The sequence below is a fragment of the Kitasatospora albolonga genome, from assembly GCF_039535905.1.
Classification (GTDB): Bacteria; Actinomycetota; Actinomycetes; order Streptomycetales; family Streptomycetaceae; genus Kitasatospora; species Kitasatospora albolonga.
The window spans coordinates 13825-30489 of record NZ_BAAAYB010000077.1 but is presented as its reverse complement, the minus strand read 5'-3'; the positions used below and the strand labels follow the sequence as shown (position 1 = coordinate 30489).

General features: G+C 73.4%; 17 protein-coding genes and 1 pseudogene. 7 read left to right on the top strand and 11 right to left on the bottom strand.

Translation table 11 applies throughout. The features are described from left to right. Positions 1-200: 200 nt before the first annotated feature. On the top strand, positions 201-1193 hold the full coding sequence (locus tag ABD946_RS18655; protein WP_345284982.1) for a peptidoglycan-binding domain-containing protein: 993 nt from the start codon (positions 201-203) through the stop codon (positions 1191-1193). Positions 1194-1196: 3 nt separating this feature from the next. Here ABD946_RS18655 and ABD946_RS18650 read toward each other — a convergent pair whose 3' ends face one another. The 5 genes from ABD946_RS18650 to ABD946_RS18630 form a co-directional block, all read right to left on the bottom strand. Continuing rightward, complete coding sequence (locus ABD946_RS18650) at positions 1197-1784, bottom strand: TMEM165/GDT1 family protein (RefSeq protein WP_345284980.1); 588 nt, start codon at positions 1782-1784, stop codon at positions 1197-1199. A gap of 219 nt (positions 1785-2003) precedes the next feature. Beyond that, entirely contained in the window at positions 2004-2747 is a 744-nt protein-coding gene (locus tag ABD946_RS18645; RefSeq protein WP_345284978.1) for an ABC transporter permease, read from the bottom strand. Beyond that, positions 2747-4270 carry a dolichyl-phosphate-mannose--protein mannosyltransferase gene (locus ABD946_RS18640; protein WP_380150485.1) on the bottom strand — a complete coding sequence of 508 codons (1524 nt, stop codon included), beginning with the start codon at positions 4268-4270 and terminating at the stop codon, positions 2747-2749. Before ABD946_RS18640 ends, ABD946_RS18645 begins: the two co-directional genes overlap by 1 nt. Before the next feature lie 130 nt (positions 4271-4400). Continuing rightward, positions 4401-5777 carry an FAD-binding oxidoreductase gene (locus ABD946_RS18635; protein WP_345284974.1) on the bottom strand — a complete coding sequence of 459 codons (1377 nt, stop codon included), beginning with the start codon at positions 5775-5777 and terminating at the stop codon, positions 4401-4403. A gap of 187 nt (positions 5778-5964) precedes the next feature. Beyond that, complete coding sequence (locus ABD946_RS18630; protein ID WP_345284972.1) at positions 5965-7251, bottom strand: MFS transporter; 1287 nt, start codon at positions 7249-7251, stop codon at positions 5965-5967. Positions 7252-7372: 121 nt separating this feature from the next. Between ABD946_RS18630 and ABD946_RS18625 the strand changes: the two genes are divergently transcribed. Beyond that, entirely contained in the window at positions 7373-7930 is a 558-nt protein-coding gene (locus tag ABD946_RS18625) for a MarR family winged helix-turn-helix transcriptional regulator (RefSeq protein WP_345284970.1), read from the top strand. Between the two features lie 87 nt (positions 7931-8017). On the opposite strand, the gene ABD946_RS18620 is transcribed toward ABD946_RS18625, so the two are convergent. Both ABD946_RS18620 and ABD946_RS18615 read right to left on the bottom strand, forming a co-directional pair. After that, a complete protein-coding gene (locus ABD946_RS18620; protein WP_345284968.1) occupies positions 8018-9844 on the bottom strand; it encodes a glycosyl hydrolase family 18 protein in 1827 nt (608 codons plus the stop codon). 454 nt (positions 9845-10298) lie between these two features. Further along, positions 10299-10796, bottom strand: a complete 498-nt coding sequence (locus ABD946_RS18615) for a hypothetical protein (RefSeq protein ID WP_345284966.1) — start codon at positions 10794-10796, stop codon at positions 10299-10301. 106 nt (positions 10797-10902) lie between these two features. Between ABD946_RS18615 and ABD946_RS18610 the strand changes: the two genes are divergently transcribed. From ABD946_RS18610 to ABD946_RS18600, 3 genes are all read left to right on the top strand, one after another. Beyond that, positions 10903-11274, top strand: coding sequence for a BlaI/MecI/CopY family transcriptional regulator (locus tag ABD946_RS18610; protein ID WP_345285030.1), 372 nt, complete (start codon positions 10903-10905; stop codon positions 11272-11274). Continuing rightward, a complete protein-coding gene (locus ABD946_RS18605; RefSeq protein WP_345284964.1) occupies positions 11271-12149 on the top strand; it encodes a M56 family metallopeptidase in 879 nt (292 codons plus the stop codon). Before ABD946_RS18610 ends, ABD946_RS18605 begins: the two co-directional genes overlap by 4 nt. A gap of 94 nt (positions 12150-12243) precedes the next feature. Beyond that, positions 12244-12933: an alpha/beta hydrolase gene (locus ABD946_RS18600; protein ID WP_345284962.1), complete on the top strand. Its 690-nt coding sequence runs from the start codon at positions 12244-12246 to the stop codon at positions 12931-12933. Between the two features lie 27 nt (positions 12934-12960). Here ABD946_RS18600 and ABD946_RS18595 read toward each other — a convergent pair whose 3' ends face one another. Then, entirely contained in the window at positions 12961-13380 is a 420-nt protein-coding gene (locus ABD946_RS18595; protein ID WP_345284960.1) for a RidA family protein, read from the bottom strand. A gap of 140 nt (positions 13381-13520) precedes the next feature. Here ABD946_RS18595 and ABD946_RS18590 point away from each other — a divergent pair, with 140 nt between their 5' ends. Beyond that, entirely contained in the window at positions 13521-14501 is a 981-nt protein-coding gene (locus ABD946_RS18590; protein WP_345284958.1) for a helix-turn-helix transcriptional regulator, read from the top strand. A gap of 273 nt (positions 14502-14774) precedes the next feature. On the opposite strand, the gene ABD946_RS18585 is transcribed toward ABD946_RS18590, so the two are convergent. Then, on the bottom strand, positions 14775-15329 hold the full coding sequence (locus tag ABD946_RS18585; protein ID WP_345284956.1) for a DoxX family protein: 555 nt from the start codon (positions 15327-15329) through the stop codon (positions 14775-14777). 107 nt (positions 15330-15436) lie between these two features. Between ABD946_RS18585 and ABD946_RS18580 the strand changes: the two genes are divergently transcribed. Beyond that, a complete protein-coding gene (locus tag ABD946_RS18580) occupies positions 15437-15736 on the top strand; it encodes a barstar family protein (protein WP_345284955.1) in 300 nt (99 codons plus the stop codon). On the opposite strand, the gene ABD946_RS18575 is transcribed toward ABD946_RS18580, so the two are convergent. Both ABD946_RS18575 and ABD946_RS18570 read right to left on the bottom strand, forming a co-directional pair. Then, positions 15723-16325, bottom strand: a complete 603-nt coding sequence (locus ABD946_RS18575) for a DUF6939 family protein (protein WP_345284953.1) — start codon at positions 16323-16325, stop codon at positions 15723-15725. The genes ABD946_RS18580 and ABD946_RS18575 overlap by 14 nt on opposite strands. Positions 16326-16509: 184 nt before the next feature. Continuing rightward, positions 16510-16662: pseudogene (locus ABD946_RS18570) on the bottom strand (FAD-dependent monooxygenase); the annotation flags it as partial. Positions 16663-16665 lie beyond the last annotated feature (3 nt).

Below are 16665 nucleotides of genomic sequence, written 5' to 3'. Positions count from 1 at the left end.
ACAGATTCCCCCATGATGTCAGAAATGTCTGATTCGGCATCAGGTCGCAGCGCCATCCGTACCGCTGACGGCCACCGATCCTTCACCTGTCCGGATTCGGCACCAACCCGGACAAGCTCCCCTGCGTCCCTGTCCACCCACCGGAACCTCCTGCATAATCAGCCCCGTTCGAGCGCCACCACCACCGAGGAGGCCGGCCCATGCCGGGAGAGCACCACGAGGGGCCGCTGGTCCGGCCGTACGTGCCCGCCCCGGCCGCCCCGGCGGACGACCCGTTCGCCACCCAGGTCATGCCACCCGTCCCGCCGGACGGCTTCGCCACCCAGCTGATGCCGCCCGCGCCGCCGATGGCCGCGCCGCCGCAGGACGCCGCCGCCACCCAGCTGCTCCCCCCGGTTCCGCCCGCACCGCCCGGGTACCCGGTGCCGCCCGCGCCCACCCAGCAACCGATCCCGGTCCAGCAGATCGCGGACCTCCAGCTGGTGCCCGGCCCGCCCCCGCCGCCGCCCACCGCCGAGGCCGACCTCGGCGTCTTCGGCTTCCGCAACGTGCCCCAGGGCGCTCCCGGCGGCCGGGCCGAGCGGCGCCAGCAGGAGCAGGAGTCGGCCGGGCGCAGACGCACCGTCATCATCGGCGCGGGCGTGGGCATCGCGGCGGTCGGCGCCGGCCTGGCCTTCCTGCTCGCCCCCACCGAGGCGAAGGACTCGAACGACAACGCCCTGCCCGTCCCGGTCGGCTCCTACCAGCCCAGCCCCACCCCCACCCCCGAGTCGGCCGCCGAGACCCCCTCGGCCACCGGCTCCCCGAGCGCCACCCGCACCACCGCCAAGCCCAAGCCGACCCCGGCCCGCACCACCGCCGCTCCCACCACCACGGCCCCGGTCGCCCCGGCCCCCGTCACCTCGGCAGCGCCGACCAGCGCGGCGCCGAGCACCACCACTCCCGCACCGCCGCCGACCCCCCGGGTGCTGGAGCTCCACATGGAGGGCCCCGACGTGGCCGAGCTCCAGCAGCGCCTGCTCACCGCCCTCCCCTGGATCGCCTGGGACGTCGACTTCACCGAGGGCGTGTACGACGAGGAGACCGTGCGGGCGGTCAAGTACTTCCAGGACAACGTCCCGCGCGAGGTCAAGGGCGACCCCAGGGGTGTCTACGGTCCCAAGACCCGCGCGGCGCTGGAGAAGCGGAGCTGACCGTCAGCCGGTGGCGGCCTTGAAGAGGCTGAAGGCCGACATCGCCAGCATGATGCAGGCCGCCACCCGGATGATCACCTTCATCGGGACGTACTGGAGCAGCTTCTGCCCGCCCAGGATGGCGATGGCGCTGACCGAGCACAGCGCCAGCCAGGCGCCGATGCCGACGGAGAGCGGATCGGCGTACTTGGCGGCCAGGTTGGCGGTCATGATCTGGGTGAGGTCACCGAACTCGGCGACCGCGACCAGCAGGAAGCTCGCGCCGGCCACCTTCCAGAAGGAGCCGGAGGAGGGCTGCTTGGCCTCGTGGCCCTCGTCCTCCTCCTCGCCCTTGGGCCAGAGCAGCATCACCGCGCCGGCCAGGAAGAGCAGACCGGTGACGCCCTCCACCCAGCGCTGCGGCAGCAGCGAGAGCAGGTGGCCGGCCACCAGGGCGATGCCCACCTGGAGGGCGAAGGCGGCGGCGATGCCCGCGAAGACATAGCTCGCGCGGTACTTGGTGCCGAGCACCAGGGAGGCCAGCGCGGTCTTGTCGGGGAGTTCGGCGAGGAAGACGATGCCGAAGGTGATCGCGGCGACGGTGATACTCATCGGAGCGTGTGGCCCTTCATCGGGTCGGGGCTGCCCGCCGCGATGACCCGTGGAAGGGGACGCCTCGGCACGGCAGCACTGGTCAATGTTCACAGCACTGCGGCCGAAGGTCTCGCCGACACCCGCGAACGGGTGTCCCGGGCACCGGGCTCCCGTACGGGCGAGCCAGTATGTCGACGCTCCGGTGGAGGGCTACTCCCCTTCAACAACCCGGCAAGCCTACCTGCTGACCGCGCCCCGGCCAACCAGCTCCAGCACCACCACGACCGCCACCGCCTCCACCACCAGCAGCGCGACCAGCACGAAGAGCTGGACCGCCCCGGCCTCCACCGCGCTGGCCCCGCCCAGCAGCATCCCGACGAAGGCCCCGGGCAGCGTGACGAGCCCCACCGTCCTGGTCTGGTCGAGCGCCGGGACCAGCGAGGTGGCCGCGGCCGTGCGGCAGATCTCCAGCCGGGCGTCGCGCTCCTCGAAACCGAGCGCCAGGGCGGCCTCCACCTCTCCCCGACGCTGCGTCAGCTCGTCCAGCGCACGGCGCCCGGCCAAGGAGGTGGCGGTCAGCGCGCCGCCGGTCAGGATGCCCGCGACCGGGATCACCGAGAGGCCCTGGAAGGGCAGCAGCCCGGAGCCGAGCAGGAGCAGCAGCACCGGGAACACCCCCGCCCCGATCGGCACCGCGGCCCACCCCCACCCACGGCCGGCCGGGACCATCCGCCGCCCCGCCGTACGGACCGCCACCGCGAACATCAGCAGCACGAAGGCGGCCGAGGTCCACATCGACCCGGCCACCCAGGTGATCACCAACGCCACCGCGGCCAGCTGGAGCACCGCCCGCAGCCCGGCCCGCAGCACCGCCGCCCCGTGCCCGAGCCGGCCCAGCCCGGCCACCGCGACGCCGGCCGCGAGCAGCAGCGCCGTCGCCACCCCCAGCGCGGGTCCGACGGGCAGCAGTTGAGCGGCCATCAGATCCAGGTGGTGAACCACATCCGGTCCTGCCAGTCCGACATCGGGATCACCTCCGCCGTGTAGAGCGGCAGGAAGAACGCGAAGCACCCCATCACCGCCAGCACGATCGCGCCCGCCCCCACCGCGCCCCAGCGCCGCCGCTCCGCCGAGCACCCCTCGGGCCCCAGCAGGGCGCCGAGCATCTGGGCCACCGCCAGGCAGAGGAAGGGCACCAACACCACCATGTAGAAGGAGAAGGTGGTGCGCTCCTGGTAGCCGAACCAGGGCAGGAGGATCCCGGCCACCGCGCAGAGCACCGCACCGGAGCGCCAGTCCCGCCGGAAGAACCAGCGCCAGAACACGTACAGCAGGGCGAAGCAGCCCGCCCACCAGAGCAGCGGGGTGCCGAGGGCGAGGATCTGCGAGGCGCAGCCGCCGGAGCTGGTGCAGCCCTGCTGGCCGTCGGGCACCTGCTGCCAGTACATGGAGACCGGACGGCCCTGGACCAGCCAGCTCCAGGCGTTGGACTGGTAGGTGTGCGGGGTGGAGAGTCCGGTGTTGAAGTCGTACATCTGCTGCTGGTAGTGCCACCAGCTCCGCAGCGCCGCGGGCACCCAGGACGACCCCTGGGCCCACTGCCGGTCGTAGCCGCCGTCGGTGACGAACCATCCGGTCCAGGAGAGCAGGTAGACCAGTGCTCCGGCTCCGACCGTGGAGAGGAAGGCGGGCACCGCGTCGCGGCGCAGCATCGAGGTCCAGGGGCGGCGGGCCCCGGCCCGGCGGCGGGCGGCCTGGTCCCAGAGCACGGTCAGCAGGCCGAGGGCGGCCAGCACGGGGAGGCCGCTCCACTTCACCGAGCAGGCGCAGCCGAGCAGCACCCCGGCGGCCAGCCGCCAGGGCCGCAACCCGAGCCGGGCCCGGTCCCCGTCCGCCGCGCCCGACGGGCCGCCGGTCCGGTACGCGGGCAGCCGCTCGCGCGTCCGGTCGCGGTCGACCAGCAGGCAGCCGAAGGCGGCCAGCACGAAGAACATCAGCACGCCGTCCAGCAGGCCGACCCGGCTCATCACGAACTGGAGGCCGTCCACCGCCATCAGCAGCGCCGCGGTGCAGCCCAGCAGGGTGGAGCCGAGCAGCCGGCGCCCGATCCGGGCCAGCATCAGCACCGTGACGGTGCCGAGCAGGGCGACCGCGAACCGCCAGCCGAACGGGTGAAGGCCGTAGGCCCACTCGCCGAGCGAGATGACCCACTTGCCCAGCGGCGGGTGGGCGATGAACTCGGGGGCGCTGGTCAGCGGGATCTGCTGCGGGACGCCGAGGATCAGCGCGTTGGCGTCGTCCGGCCAGACGCCCTCGTAGCCCTGCCGGAGCAGGGACCAGGCGTCCTTGGGGTAGTACGTCTCGTCGAAGACGAAGGCGTTGGGGTACCCGAGGTTCCAGAACCGCAGCAGCCCGGCGAAGAGCGCCACCGCGACCGGCCCGAGCCAGCCCGAGTGCCGGGCCGGCCAGGACTGCTGCACCCTCTCGACGACGGTCCTGCCCACGTCCGCTTGCGTCGTCGCCGTCATGCCCTCGCCGATTCGTCGCCTGGCCCTGCGCCCTGACCGTCCGACAGTTTTGTCGGCTTTGCCGGGAATCCTAGCCGTGACGGCGGGTCAGGCGAGGACGATCACCTCAGGCCGGGACGATGTTGTGGTTCAGGTGGAAGACGTTCTCCGGGTCGTAGGCCGACTTCACGGCCGCCAGCCGGCGGGCGTTGCCGGTGCCGAGCCCGGCGGCGACCCGGTCCGGGCCCTCGTCGCCGATGAAGTTGAGGTAGACGGCGCCGATCGACCAGGGCTTCATGTCGTCCCGCACCGCGTGCACCCAGGCCGCGCCCCGCGCGTCGTCGGCCGGGTCCTCCCAGACCCCGAACGGGTGGACCGCCCAGGGGGCCACCCGCCAGGGCACCGGGTGGTCGCCCGCGCCGCGGGCCACCGCGCCGCCCATCGGGAACACCACGTGGATCGAGGCGGAGGGGCAGATCATCTCCGGCGCCCGGGCGCAGAACAGGTCGGCGGCCTGCCCGGGGAACTCGCTCAGGTACTCGGCCGACCAGTAGTTCCGCTCCCCGGGCGGGTCGTCCAGCATGCACTGGACGTCGGCGTACGGGAGCTCGGCGATCATCTCCCCGGCGTGGCCGTCGGCCAGCATCGGGGCGAACACCTCGCGGGCCGCCGCCTCGCCGCCGGTGTAGGTGAGCAGCACGGCGACGGTCAGCTTGCCGACCAGCTGCTCGGGGACGAAGGGCTCGGGCGGGCCGGTGAGGTAGACGAAGCCGCCGCCGACCTCGTCGGGCGCGGCCGCCATGTACTCGGTGTAGCGGCGCAGGACGGTGGGGCCGGCCTCCGGCGGCCAGAGCAGCATGGCCATCGTGAAGTTGGGCAACTCATGGAGCTTGAAGGTCAGTTGGGTGGCAACGCCGAAGTTCCCGCCGCCGCCGTGCAGGGCCCAGAACAGCTCGGGGTGACGGTCCTCGTCGGCGGTGACCAGTTCGCCCTCGGCCGTCACCAGGGTGACCGCGAGCAGGTTGTCGCAGGCCAGGCCGTACTTGCGCTCCAGCCAGCCGGAGCCGCCGCCGAGGGTGAGCCCGGCCACGCCGGTGGAGGAGTCCCGGCCGCCGGTGGTGGCCAGGCCGTAGGGCTGGGTGGCCCGGTCCAGGTCGGCCATCACCGCTCCGCCGCCGACCCGTACGGTGCCCTCCTCCGGGTCGACCACCACGGAGTTCATCCGGCGCAGGTCGACCACCAGGCCGTCGTTGACGGAGGCTCCGGTGACGGCGTGGCCGCCGGCCCGGACGGCGATCTCCAGGCCGTTCTCCCGGCCGAAGGCGATCGCGGCGGCCACGTCGGCCGGTCCTTCGCACTGGGCGATCACCCGGGGGTGACGGTCGATCATCGAGTTGAAGACCGTGCGGGCCTCGTCGTACCCGGCTCCGTCGGGGGTGATCACCTCACCGGCGAAGCCGGCGCGCAGATCGGCCAGCAGTTTGGGGTGGAGTTCGGCGGCCATGGCACTCGCCCTCTCAGGAGGGGCGCCCCTGCTGCTGGTCCGGCGTGCCGCCCTCCCCCGGCGCCGGGACGGCGGGACACCCCGCACGGCCGTACCGACGCGCTCCACGTCCCTCAAACGTAGACCCGGCCGTCACCCGACGCATTCTCGGGTGACGGCCGGGCCGTGGGGCTCGCGAGGGGCCGGATCAGGCCGCGGTGCCGAGCTTCTCGACGGTGATCCGGGCGTTGTCCTGAGCCGGCGTCAGCTCGACCCGCAGGCGCAGTGCCAGCACCACGATCAGCACGGTGCAGAGCGTCATCGCGGCCAGGTAGACCGGCCAGGTGCCGGAGCCGACCAGCAGCACGCCGACGGCGGGGCCGACCGCGATGGCGATCTGCTTCACCAGCGCGTAGCCCGAGTTGTAGGTGCCGAGCAGCCGGGCCGGGGCCAGGTCGGCGACGATCGGGCCCAGGGTCGGGGCCAGCAGCGACTCGCCGACGCCGAACAGCGCGTAGACCGCGATGATCGCGACGGTGGCGGCCACCGCCTCGCCCCGGACCAGTCCGGCCACCAGGGCCATCAGCCAGGCGCCCAGCCAGACCACACCGGCGGCGGCCATCGCCGTGGTGCGGCGGCGGCGCTCGGTGATCTTCACGACGAACATCTGCAGCACCACGATGGTCAGCGCGTTGGCGCCGATCGCCAGGCCCAGGGTGGACGGGGCGGTGCCGACGGTGTCGGTGGCGAAGGCCGCGACGCCGGACTCGAACTGGCCGTAGCAGGTGAAGAAGATCAGACCGGCCAGCAGGCAGAGCCGCAGCATCGCCTTGTCCCTGACCAGCGCGGTGAGCCCCTGCGGGCCCTTGGAGCCACCGGCGGGGGTGAGCACCGGCTCGGCGGCCGGGATCCGGGCGGTACCGGTCACCAGGGCCAGGCCCAGGAAGGTGAGCGCCTCGATGGTGAACAGGCGGGTCAGGCTGGCCGGCTCGGCCACGTCCACGATCTGGCCGCCGACCAGGGCGCCGATGCCCATGCCGAGGTTGATCAGGGTGAACTGGAGCGCGAAGGCCCGCGAGCGGCTCGCCTTGGTCGAGCAGCGCACGATCATCGTGGCCAGCGCGGGCTGACAGGTCGTCACACCGGCGCCGAACAGGAAGGAGGAGACCATCAGCGCGGCCGTGCCGGTGGCGTGCCCGAAGGCGAACGCGCCGGTGGCGGCCATCGCGGCACCGGCCAGCAGCACCGGCCGCGGCCCGTACCGGTCGATGCCCCGGCCGGTGAACGGCAGCACGGCGAGCGCGGCCAGCGCGAAGACGGTGAACACCATCCCGGCGGCCAGCGAGCCCAGCCCGCGCACCTGGTCCACGTAGACGAACATGTACGGCATCGTGAACCCGCTGCCGAACGCGCTGAGCGCGTTTCCGATCTGGACGCGGCGCAGCGGACCGCCCGCCCCGAGACGCCTGCCCTGCTGCTTCACCGTGCCGGCCACCGTGCACACCCTTTCAAGAGATACTCTTAAGCCCAGAAGATTTCAGACCTAAACTCTAAGGACTGGAAGCCTTGCTTGTCAAAGTCTTAACAGGTGCACCGAGCCGTGGGAGGATGGAGCCATGAGCGCACCCAGACCCGCGACGCCGAACCCCGGCGAGCTGGCCATCGCCGAGCAGGTGGCCGTCTACCAGCGGGAGTTCCCCACCGTGGACCCTCAGGTGGAGACCATCGTGTCCACCCTCTCCCGGGTCGCCCGGCGGATGAGCGTCGCCTACGGCCGCCAGCTCACCGTGCTCGGGATCACACCCGCCGAGTGGGAGGTGCTCAAGGCACTGGTGGTGGCCGGCAGCCCCTACCAGCTGGGGCCCGGCGACCTGGCCAAGCGGCTGGGGCTGACCCCGGCCGCGATGACCCACCGGATCGACCGGATGGTGGCCGAGGACCTGGTCACCCGGGAGCGGGACGAGGCCAACCGGGTCCGGGTGATCATCGAGCTGACCGCGAACGGGCGGGCCAAGTGGCTGGAGTCCATGCGGATGGCGGCGGTCTTCGAGGAGGAGCTGCTCCAGGACATCACCGCCGACGAGCGCCCGGCGCTCTCCGAGATGCTCGGCCGGATGCTGCGCCGGATCGAGGAGAGCCAGCCGGACGCCCTCGGCCGCACCGAGGACCTCTGACCCCGTCCCCTGATCCCGTCCCCGCCCCGAACGCCGGAAGGCCCCGGACTCCAGTGGAGTCCGGGGCCTTCCTGACGAGTGCTCAGATCACGGGGTCGCGACCACGACGCAGGCGCCGTTGTCGGTCCAGACGCCCCACTGACCGCTCAGCGAGGGGTCCTCGTTGGTGGTCCACCACTTGTTGGTGTAGTTGTGACCCTTCCAGGAGACCTTGGTCGGGGTGGCGTACACCGCACCGGCGCTCCACGACTGGGCGCAGGCGTTGGCCGGCGGAGTCGGGTAGGTCACCGTGGAGGACGGGGAGCTGGTCACGCTCGGGCTGGCCGACGGCGAGGCCGAGGTGCTCGGGGAAGCGCTGGCCGACGGGCTGGCCGACTGGCTCGGGGACGGCGAGGCGGTCGGCGCGGCCGGGCAGTCGGCGGCGGAGCCGTTGGTGGCCGACACCATCTTGTCGAACAGGGCGGTCTTGGTGCCCAGGTCGTAGAGGGAGAAGGCGAAGGAGCCGCCCAGGCCGTTGCAGTGCGCGTAGTCGACCTTGGCCTGGATCGAGCGGGCGTCCTCACCGGACCAGAAGGTGGAGCCGTCGTAGAAGTACGTGGTCTTCGCCTGGTCGTCCCAGAAGGTCTTCGCCGGGTTGTCGACGAAGCCCGCGAGCTCCTTGTACATCTGGATGCCGGGCACGTTGCCGCTCATCGCGGCACCGGCGGCCGGGCCGGTCGCGGTCTGGAACAGGCCGTTCTTGCCGTTGTTCGGCACGCCGGTCCAACCGCGGTAGTAGAACGGGATGCCCATGTTGATCTTCTTGGCCGGGAAGCCGCCGGGGATGCCGTACTCGGCGTCACCCACGGTCCACGCCTTGATGGCCGCGTCGATCGAGTACTTGCCGGTGCCCGGCTTGACCGGGGTCATCGGGTCGTTCGGGCCCGAGTACAGCGGCGCCTGGTGGTTCGTCGGGCCCTTGGCGTCCCAACCACCGTGCATGTCGTAGGTCATGACGTCCAGGAAGGTCAGGTACTGGCCGACCTTGTCCGTCTCGATGTTCTTGATCTTGTCCTGGCCGGCGCCGACCGCGGCGGCGAGGCCGTAGGTCTTCTTGTCCGCCGTGCCCTGGGCGTCCAGCTGCTCGCGGAACTCCTTGAGCAGCAGGGTGAAGTTCTGCTTGTCGGCCGCCGACTCGTGGTTGCCGGTGTGGCCGCCGCCGCCCGGGTACTCCCAGTCGATGTCGATGCCGTCGAAGATCCCGGCCGCCGTGCCCGCGCCGCCGTAGCCGGCGTCGACGGGCAGGTTGCCCTTGATGAACATGTCGATGCAGGAGGAGACCAGCTTCTTCCGGGAGGCGTCCGTGGCGGCCGCGTCCGAGAAGTACTTCGAGTAGGTCCAACCACCGATGGAGATCAGGATCTTGAGGTTCGGGTTCTTCGCCTTCAGCTTCTTCAGCTGGTTGAAGTTGCCCGCGATCGGCTGGCCCCAGGCGTCGGCGACGCCGTCCACCGCGGTGTTGGCGTCGAAGGTCTTCTGGTAGTCGGCGAACGCGTCGCCCGCACCGTCACCCGCGCTGCCGTTGTTCTCGTCCTGGGACGCGGCCTTGGTGGCCTCGAAACAGGTGAGGTTGGTGGGGTGGATGTTGGCGAACGAGTAGATCATGTAGTCCAGGTTCTTGGCGACGCCGGTGTCCTGGATGGTCTTCGGGTAGTACGCGTTCGCGTAGATCGACCACTGGTCGAAGTAGGCGACCTTGATGCCGCCGCTGGTCGCCGGGGCACCGGTGCTGTTGCCGGCCGCCGCCTGGGCGGTGGTGCCCGCGGTCAGCGCGAGGCCCGCGCCCAGCAGCAGCGAGGCCGCCGTGCCGACCGCCAGCGCGGCCAGGCCCTTCGGGCGCCGACGGGTCGCCGGCTCCTGGATAACTCGGTTCATGTGCTCGTGAACCTCCGGGTCGTGGGGGAACTGCCGCGCCGCCCGTGGGTTCCTCCCGCGCGGGGTGGGGCCGCGAGGGCTGGCGGGCACGCCAGTGGAGGTGGAACGGGAACAGGGGCGCCGAACCGGCACCGGAGGTCTGGACCACCGGCGCCGGATCAGGGGCTCCCTGCACCTGGGCACCAAAAATGGACTAGACCAACTCCCCCGTCAAGACCCGAAGTTCCCCCTTGAGCTCCCCTTAAGGTTCTTCCTGCCCGTGAACAGCCAAAAGCCGGTCCCACCTGGGTGGGACCGGCTTCAAACGCCTCACATCCGCTCGATCTCCGTCAAATCGATCTCCACCCCGAACGGCACCTCCACCTTGAACCGCCCCCGGTGGATCCCCGTCCCCACGTACCGCCGCGTGGCCGGCTCCAGCCAGGCGGTTCCGGTGCGGGTTCGCCCGTTCGGGTCAGTAGCGGAGGGCGCTGCCCAGCTTCGCGGTGACGGTGCCGGAGAGGGCGCGGTTGGACTTGGCGGTGGCCTGGGTGGTGGCGCCGGCGGCGGTTTCGGGGACGGTGAGGACGGCCGCGTCGAGGAGGTTTCCGGACGAGTCCTGGAAGTTGACGGTGAGGGTGTACTTGTAGGGCTGGGAGCCGGAGTTGGTGACGGTGACCGGGACGCTGGACTTGCCGTCGGGGTCGGTGGTGACGTCGCCGAGCTTGACGTCGTCCTTGGCGTCCAGTCCGCCCTTGACGCTGGCCAGCGCCGAGGAGGCGGCCGCCTGGGCCGAGGCCACCGCGGAGGAGGCCGAGGAGGCGAAGCCGCTCGCGGCACTGTTCGCCGCCGAGGCCAGCGCCGAGGCCCCCGACTGCACCGCCGCCGAGGGCGACTTGTCACCGTCCGACGAACACCCCGTCAGCAGCAGCCCACCCGCGAGCACCACACCCAGCACGACACGACGACCCACGACGGCCTCCAGAGCAGTCAACGGAACCTGCCCTCACCCTTGGCCGCCCCGCCACCGGCGGCCAGCAGGACGGTCCGGACGGGTGACTACGATGGGCGCCATGGTGGTGCGCAGCCTCGGGGACCTGGAAGCCGAGATCATGGACCGGCTCTGGCGGTGGGGCCGGCCGGCGACCGTGCGCGAGGTGGTGGACGACCTCAACGTGACGCGGCCGGTGGCGTACACGACCGTGATGACGGTGGCCGGGATCCTGCACACCAAGGGGCTGCTGCACCGTCACAAGCAGGGCCGCACCTGGGTCTACGAGCCGGCCCGCAGCCGGGAGGCGTACACCGCCTCGCTGATGCAGGAGGCGCTCGGCTCCACCCCGGACACCCCGGCCGCGCTGGCGCGCTTCGTGGAGCGGATCAGCCCGGACGAGGTGGCCGCGCTGCGGGCGGCGCTGGCCGCCCTGGACGGGCCGGGGGGCCGGGAGTGACGGCCGCCGCGCTGCTGGCGCTCTGGGCGGTGCTGGTGACCGCCGTGCTGCCGCCGCTGCTGGCCGGTGCGCGGTGGACCAGGCGCAGCCCGGTGCTGGGGGTGGTGACCTGGCAGACCCTCGGGCTGTCGGCGGTGCTCTCGGTGGCGATGGCGATCCGTCAGCTGGTGGACCCTTCGCCGCACCACCACGGTGGTCTGCTGCACCTGTGCGGCTTCTCCCCCGAGGCGGTCTCGGGCACCGCCCTGGCGGTGGCCGCGCTGACCGCCGCCCGCCCGCTGGCACTGCTGCTGGCCGCCCTGCACACCTCCCGCCGGGAGCGCCGCCGCCACCGCGAGCTGCTGGACCTGGCGGCCCACCGCGGCCGGGTGCCGGGCGGGGCGCTGCTGCTGGACCACCCGACGCCCGCCGTCTACTGCCTGCCCGGCCGCCGCTCGCGGATCGTGGTCAGCCGGGGCGCCCTGGCGGCGCTCAGCCCCGAACAGCTGGCCGCCGCGCTGGCCCACGAGCGCGCCCACCTGACCGGCCGTCACCACCTGGCCGTCTGCGCGGCGCAGGCACTGGCCGGCACCTTCGGCCGGCTGCCGCTGGGCCGGCTGGTCCACGCCGAGGTGCGCACCCTGCTGGAGATGGCCGCCGACGACCGGGCGCTGCGCCGCCACTCGACGAGGGCACTGGCCACCGCGATGGGCGTGGTGGCCGGGGCGGGCGCTCCCGCCACGGCCCTCACCGCGGGGCACCAGGCGCTGGCCCGGATCGAGCGGCTGGCCACCCGCCGCCACGCCTCCGGCCCGGCACTGGCCCTGACCGCCGCCGCTCCGGCCTCGCTGCTGCTGCTCCCCCTGTTGCTGGTCTGCCTGCCCCACCTGGCCTGACCGCCACCCGGGTGACGCTCCGTCCCCGCCTCCCGGCCCGGCACCCGGGCGGTCGATAGCCTCCGCCCGACGTCCGTACACGGAAGGGCAGTTCATGAGCGTTCGACCCACCATCGTGCTGGTCCACGGCTTCTGGGGCGGGGCCGCCCACTGGGCCAAGACCATCGTCGAGCTGGACCGCCTCGGCCACACCGGCATCCGGGCGGTGGAGAACCCGCTGACCTCGCTGGCCGACGACGCGGAGCGCACCCGGAAGATGGTCCGTCAGGTGGGCGGTCCCGTCCTGCTGGTGGGCCACTCGTACGGCGGCGCGGTGATCACCGAGGCGGGCGACCTGCCGAACGTGGTCGGCCTGGTCTACATCGCCGCCTTCGCGCCGGACGCCGGGGAGAGCCCGGGCGGCCTCACCCAGGAGCACCCCCCGGCCGCGGCCGCCAACCTGGAGCCGGACGGCGACGGCTACCTCTGGGTGAAGGCCGACAAGTTCCACGAGTCCTTCGCCCAGGACCTCACCGAGGCCGAGGGCCTGGTGATGGCGGTGACCCAGAAGGCCCCGCTGGCCTCCACCTTCGGCGACGCGATCACCGCCCCCGCCTGGCGCACCAAGCCGAGCTGGTACCAGGTGTCCGCCCAGGACCACATGATCCACCCGGACAACCAGCGCCGGATGGCGGCCCGGATCGACCCCCGCAAGACCATCGAACTCCCCACCAGCCACGCCTCCCTGGCCTCCGACCCGGTGTCGGTCGCGGCCCTGATCGACGAGGCCGCGTCCTCCTTCTGACCGGCCCTCCGGAACGACCGCCCGCCGCTACCGGCTCCCGGCCGGTGCCCGGACCGCCTCCGCCTCGACCTCGAACAGGACGTCGGGCGCGGCCAGGGCCGCGACGCCGACCAGCGTCTGCACCGGCGGGCGGTCGCCCCACCCCTCCTTCACCGCACCGGAGACCGCCCCGAGCCGGGCGAAGTCGTGGTCGACCACGTAGGTCCGGATCCGGACCACGTCACCGAGGCCGAGCCCGTGGGCGGCGAGGGCGGTGGCCAGGTTGCGGAAGGCCTGCCGCACCTGCTCCTCGAAGCCGCCGGGGACCACGGCACCGTCCGGTCCGGAGCCGTACTGCCCCGCGACCAGGACCAGTTCCGCACCGGCCGGGACGGCGGCGGTGTGGCTGTAGCCGAACGGGACCGGGTCGTGCAGGCCGGCCGGGTTGACGAAGGTGAGCTGTGCCATGCGGGTTCGCCTCTTCCTGGGAGTGGTGGCTCCGTGCGGTGCCGGGAACGAGCCTCGCAAGCAATCACGACACCCTCTGTCGGGTATCCCCGACGGGATTCCGGACTGACCTTCCGGCGGGTCCCCGGTAGGTTCGGCGGATGCGCGCCGATCGGCTGGTCTCCCTGGTACTGCTGCTGCGGCAGCACGGCCGCCTCTCCGCGACCGCCCTGGCACGGGAGTTGGAGGTCTCCACCCGCACGGTGCTGCGCGACGTCGAGGCGCTCTCCGCCTCGGGCGTCCCGGTCTACGCCGAGCGCGGCCGGCACGGCGGCTTCGCGCTGCTGCCCGGCTTCCGGACCGAGCTCACCGGGTTGAACCACGACGAGGCCCTCGCCCTGCTGGTGGCCGGATCGCGGCGCGGGGCGCAGGCGTTCGGCCTCGGCGCGGCGCTCGCCTCGGCGATGCTCAAGGTGGTCGACGCCCTCCCCGCGGGCCAGCGGGACACGGCGGCCGGCGTCGCGCAGCGCCTGCTGGTCGACCCGGAGACCGACCTGCTCGAGCGCCGGCTGGTCACCGAGGAGGCGCCCGACGCGGTGGTCGCCGAGGTGCTGCGCGCGGTCTTCGCCGGGCGGCGGCTGCGCATCCGGTACGCGGCCCCGGACCAGGAGGCCCGGTGGCGGACGGTGGACCCGATCGGCCTGGTGTCGGTCCGCGGCCAGGGCTACCTGCTGGCCACCCGGGCCGGCTCCGGCGAGGAACGCACCTACCGGCTCGCCCGGACGCTGGCCGCCGAGGGTCTGGCGGAGGCCGCCGAGCGCGACGGGCAGGTCGACCTGGAACGGGCCTGGCGGGAGCGCGGCAGCCGGTTCCGGACGGGCGGCGAACAGGTCACCGCGGAGCTGCGGCTGGCCCCGGCGCGGCGGGCCGAACTGGTGGGCACCGCACTGGCCGTGCTCGCGGAGACGGCCGAGCCGGACGGACGGCTGCGGCTGGAACTGACCTTCCAGGACGCCCGCCACGCCGAGTGGGCCCTCTGGCAGGCCGGCCCGGACGCGGAGGCGCTGGCCCCGCAGTGGCTGCGCGAGTCACTGCGGGGCCGCGCCGCGGCACTCCTCGCCCGCTACGGCGGGACGACCTGACGGAGCCCCGGACGGCGTCGGCCGGAACCGGACGGTCCGACCAGGGCTCGGGGTTCGGGGCTCGGGGTTCGGGGCCCGGGGCCCGGGGCCCGGGGCCCGGGGCCCGGGGCCCGGGGCCCGGGGCCCGGGCACGGCAGCCGAACGGGGCGGAGGCCCCGGCCGTCTGACGCCCCGTCCGGTGGGCCCGCCCCGGAGGGTACCGGGCGGGCCCGGTGGACTGTGGTCCCGAGCGGTGCCGTCGGCCGGGGGATCCGGCCCGGACCGGCGGAGGCGTCAGGCCAGGCCGACGCCGGCCTCGTCGTCGGCGGCGCGGGCCTCGCGGCGGCGGACCACGTCCTGGCGGCGGGAGACCACCGCGGCCGCGCCGACGGCGGAGGCGGCGAAGGCGAGCAGGCCCAGGCCCGCGCCGTCGAAGCGGTGCCGGGTGAGGTGGTCGAGGGAGTAGCAGCCGGCTCCGGACAGGCCCAGGGCCAGACCGCAGGCGCCGAGCAGGGCCGGGTACTCGTAGCCGCCGCCCATCGCGAAGAAGCCGCTGGGGGCGTGCACGGAGATGGCGCCGGCCATGGTGCCGGCCACGATGGAGCCGGCCGCCGGGGTGGCGAGGCCGGCCACCAGCAGGGCGCCGCCGCCCGCCTCGCCGAGGCCGGAAGCCAGGGCGCTCTGGTGACCCGGTTCGAAGCCCATGTGCTCCATGGCCTTGGCGGTGCCCTCCAGGCCACCGCCGCCGAACCAGCCGAACAGCTTCTGGGTGCCGTGCGCGATGAGCACACCGCCGACCGCCGCGCGCAGCGCCAGCAGTCCTAGGTCCTTACGGTTCAGACACGCCATGATGGGGCCTCAGTTCTCGCTCAACAGCAAAGCGGGACAGCAAGGCCATCCCACACCGGGCCCGGCGCCCCCTCACCCGGGGGACGCCATCCGAGCGAAGGACAGTCATGCCGACGAACCCGACCTTTCACCTCAGCAGCGCCGCCATCACCGACGAACCGTCCTTCTGGACCGCCCTCGCCGACGCCCTGGACGCCCCCGACGGCTACTACGGCCGCAACCTCGACGCCCTCACCGACTGCCTGCGCGGCGGCTACGGCCCCGAGGCCCCCTTCACCCTCGTCTGGCACGACGCCCCCCGCGCCCGCAAGGCCCTCACCCGCCCCCTCCCGCACTCCGGCGAGCCCTACTTCGACGCCGTCCTCGACGTCCTGCGCGCCGGCGGCGTCACCGTCACGCTGGCGTAGCCCCGGCCGCGGTCCCGGTCACGGTCTCGGCCGCGGTCTCGGCCGGCCAGCTCCCCTGGATCCACGACCGCAGCAGCGCGGCGTGCGAGAGCGGGGTGCGCGGGTCGGCCACGTCGCCGTTGACGGTGTAGTCGAGCAGCACCACCTCCCCCGCCCCGTCCGCCCGGCGCAGCCGCTCGACCAGGTCGGCCACCCGGTGCTCCAGCACCCAGCGGTACGAGGGCAGGTAGACCAGCCGCCGGGCGGCCTCGTACGGCAGCAGCTCCGTACCGGTGAGGCCGGTGCGGTGGCCGAGCACCGGGCCGTGCCGGCGGACGGTGCGCTTGATGCCGCGCATGCCGGTGACGGCCAGCTTGGCCGGGTCGACGTCGGCGGTCCCGAAGACCTTGAGGGCCTGCCAGATGCCCTCCACCGACTGGCCGGTGACGCCCTCGGAGTACGGCACGGGGATCCCGCCGTGCGGGTAGAAGGGGCTCAGCCGCACCCACGGCTCGGCCGCCCGCGAGGTCACGTCCACCACCTCCGCCCCGGGGAAGGCCGCCGCGAGGGAGGCGGCGGTACGGCGGCGGCTGGCGACGTGGATCGGCATCGGGCTGCTCCGGCCTGTGCGGTGACGGGCCGTCGAGTCTGCTTCACGCCACTGACAGCCCGAGGGCCTTCCGGTGGGCGGCGAGCGCGGCGGGCTCGTCCGCGAGGGGGAAGCGGGCGGCGAGGTGGCCGTCGGGGCGGATCAGGACGTGGCCGGGGCGTCCGCGCAGGACGTCGAGCAGGCGCAGCGGGTAGGCGGCGAGCGGCGTGGTGAGCCCCATCCGGTCCCAGAGCTCCAGGGTGCGGGGCTGGATGCCGACCGCCTTGGCGTACGGCAGGCGCCCGACCAGGCGCTCGATCGGCCGGCACTCCACGCCGTGCCGCCTCGGCTCGGCCGCCGC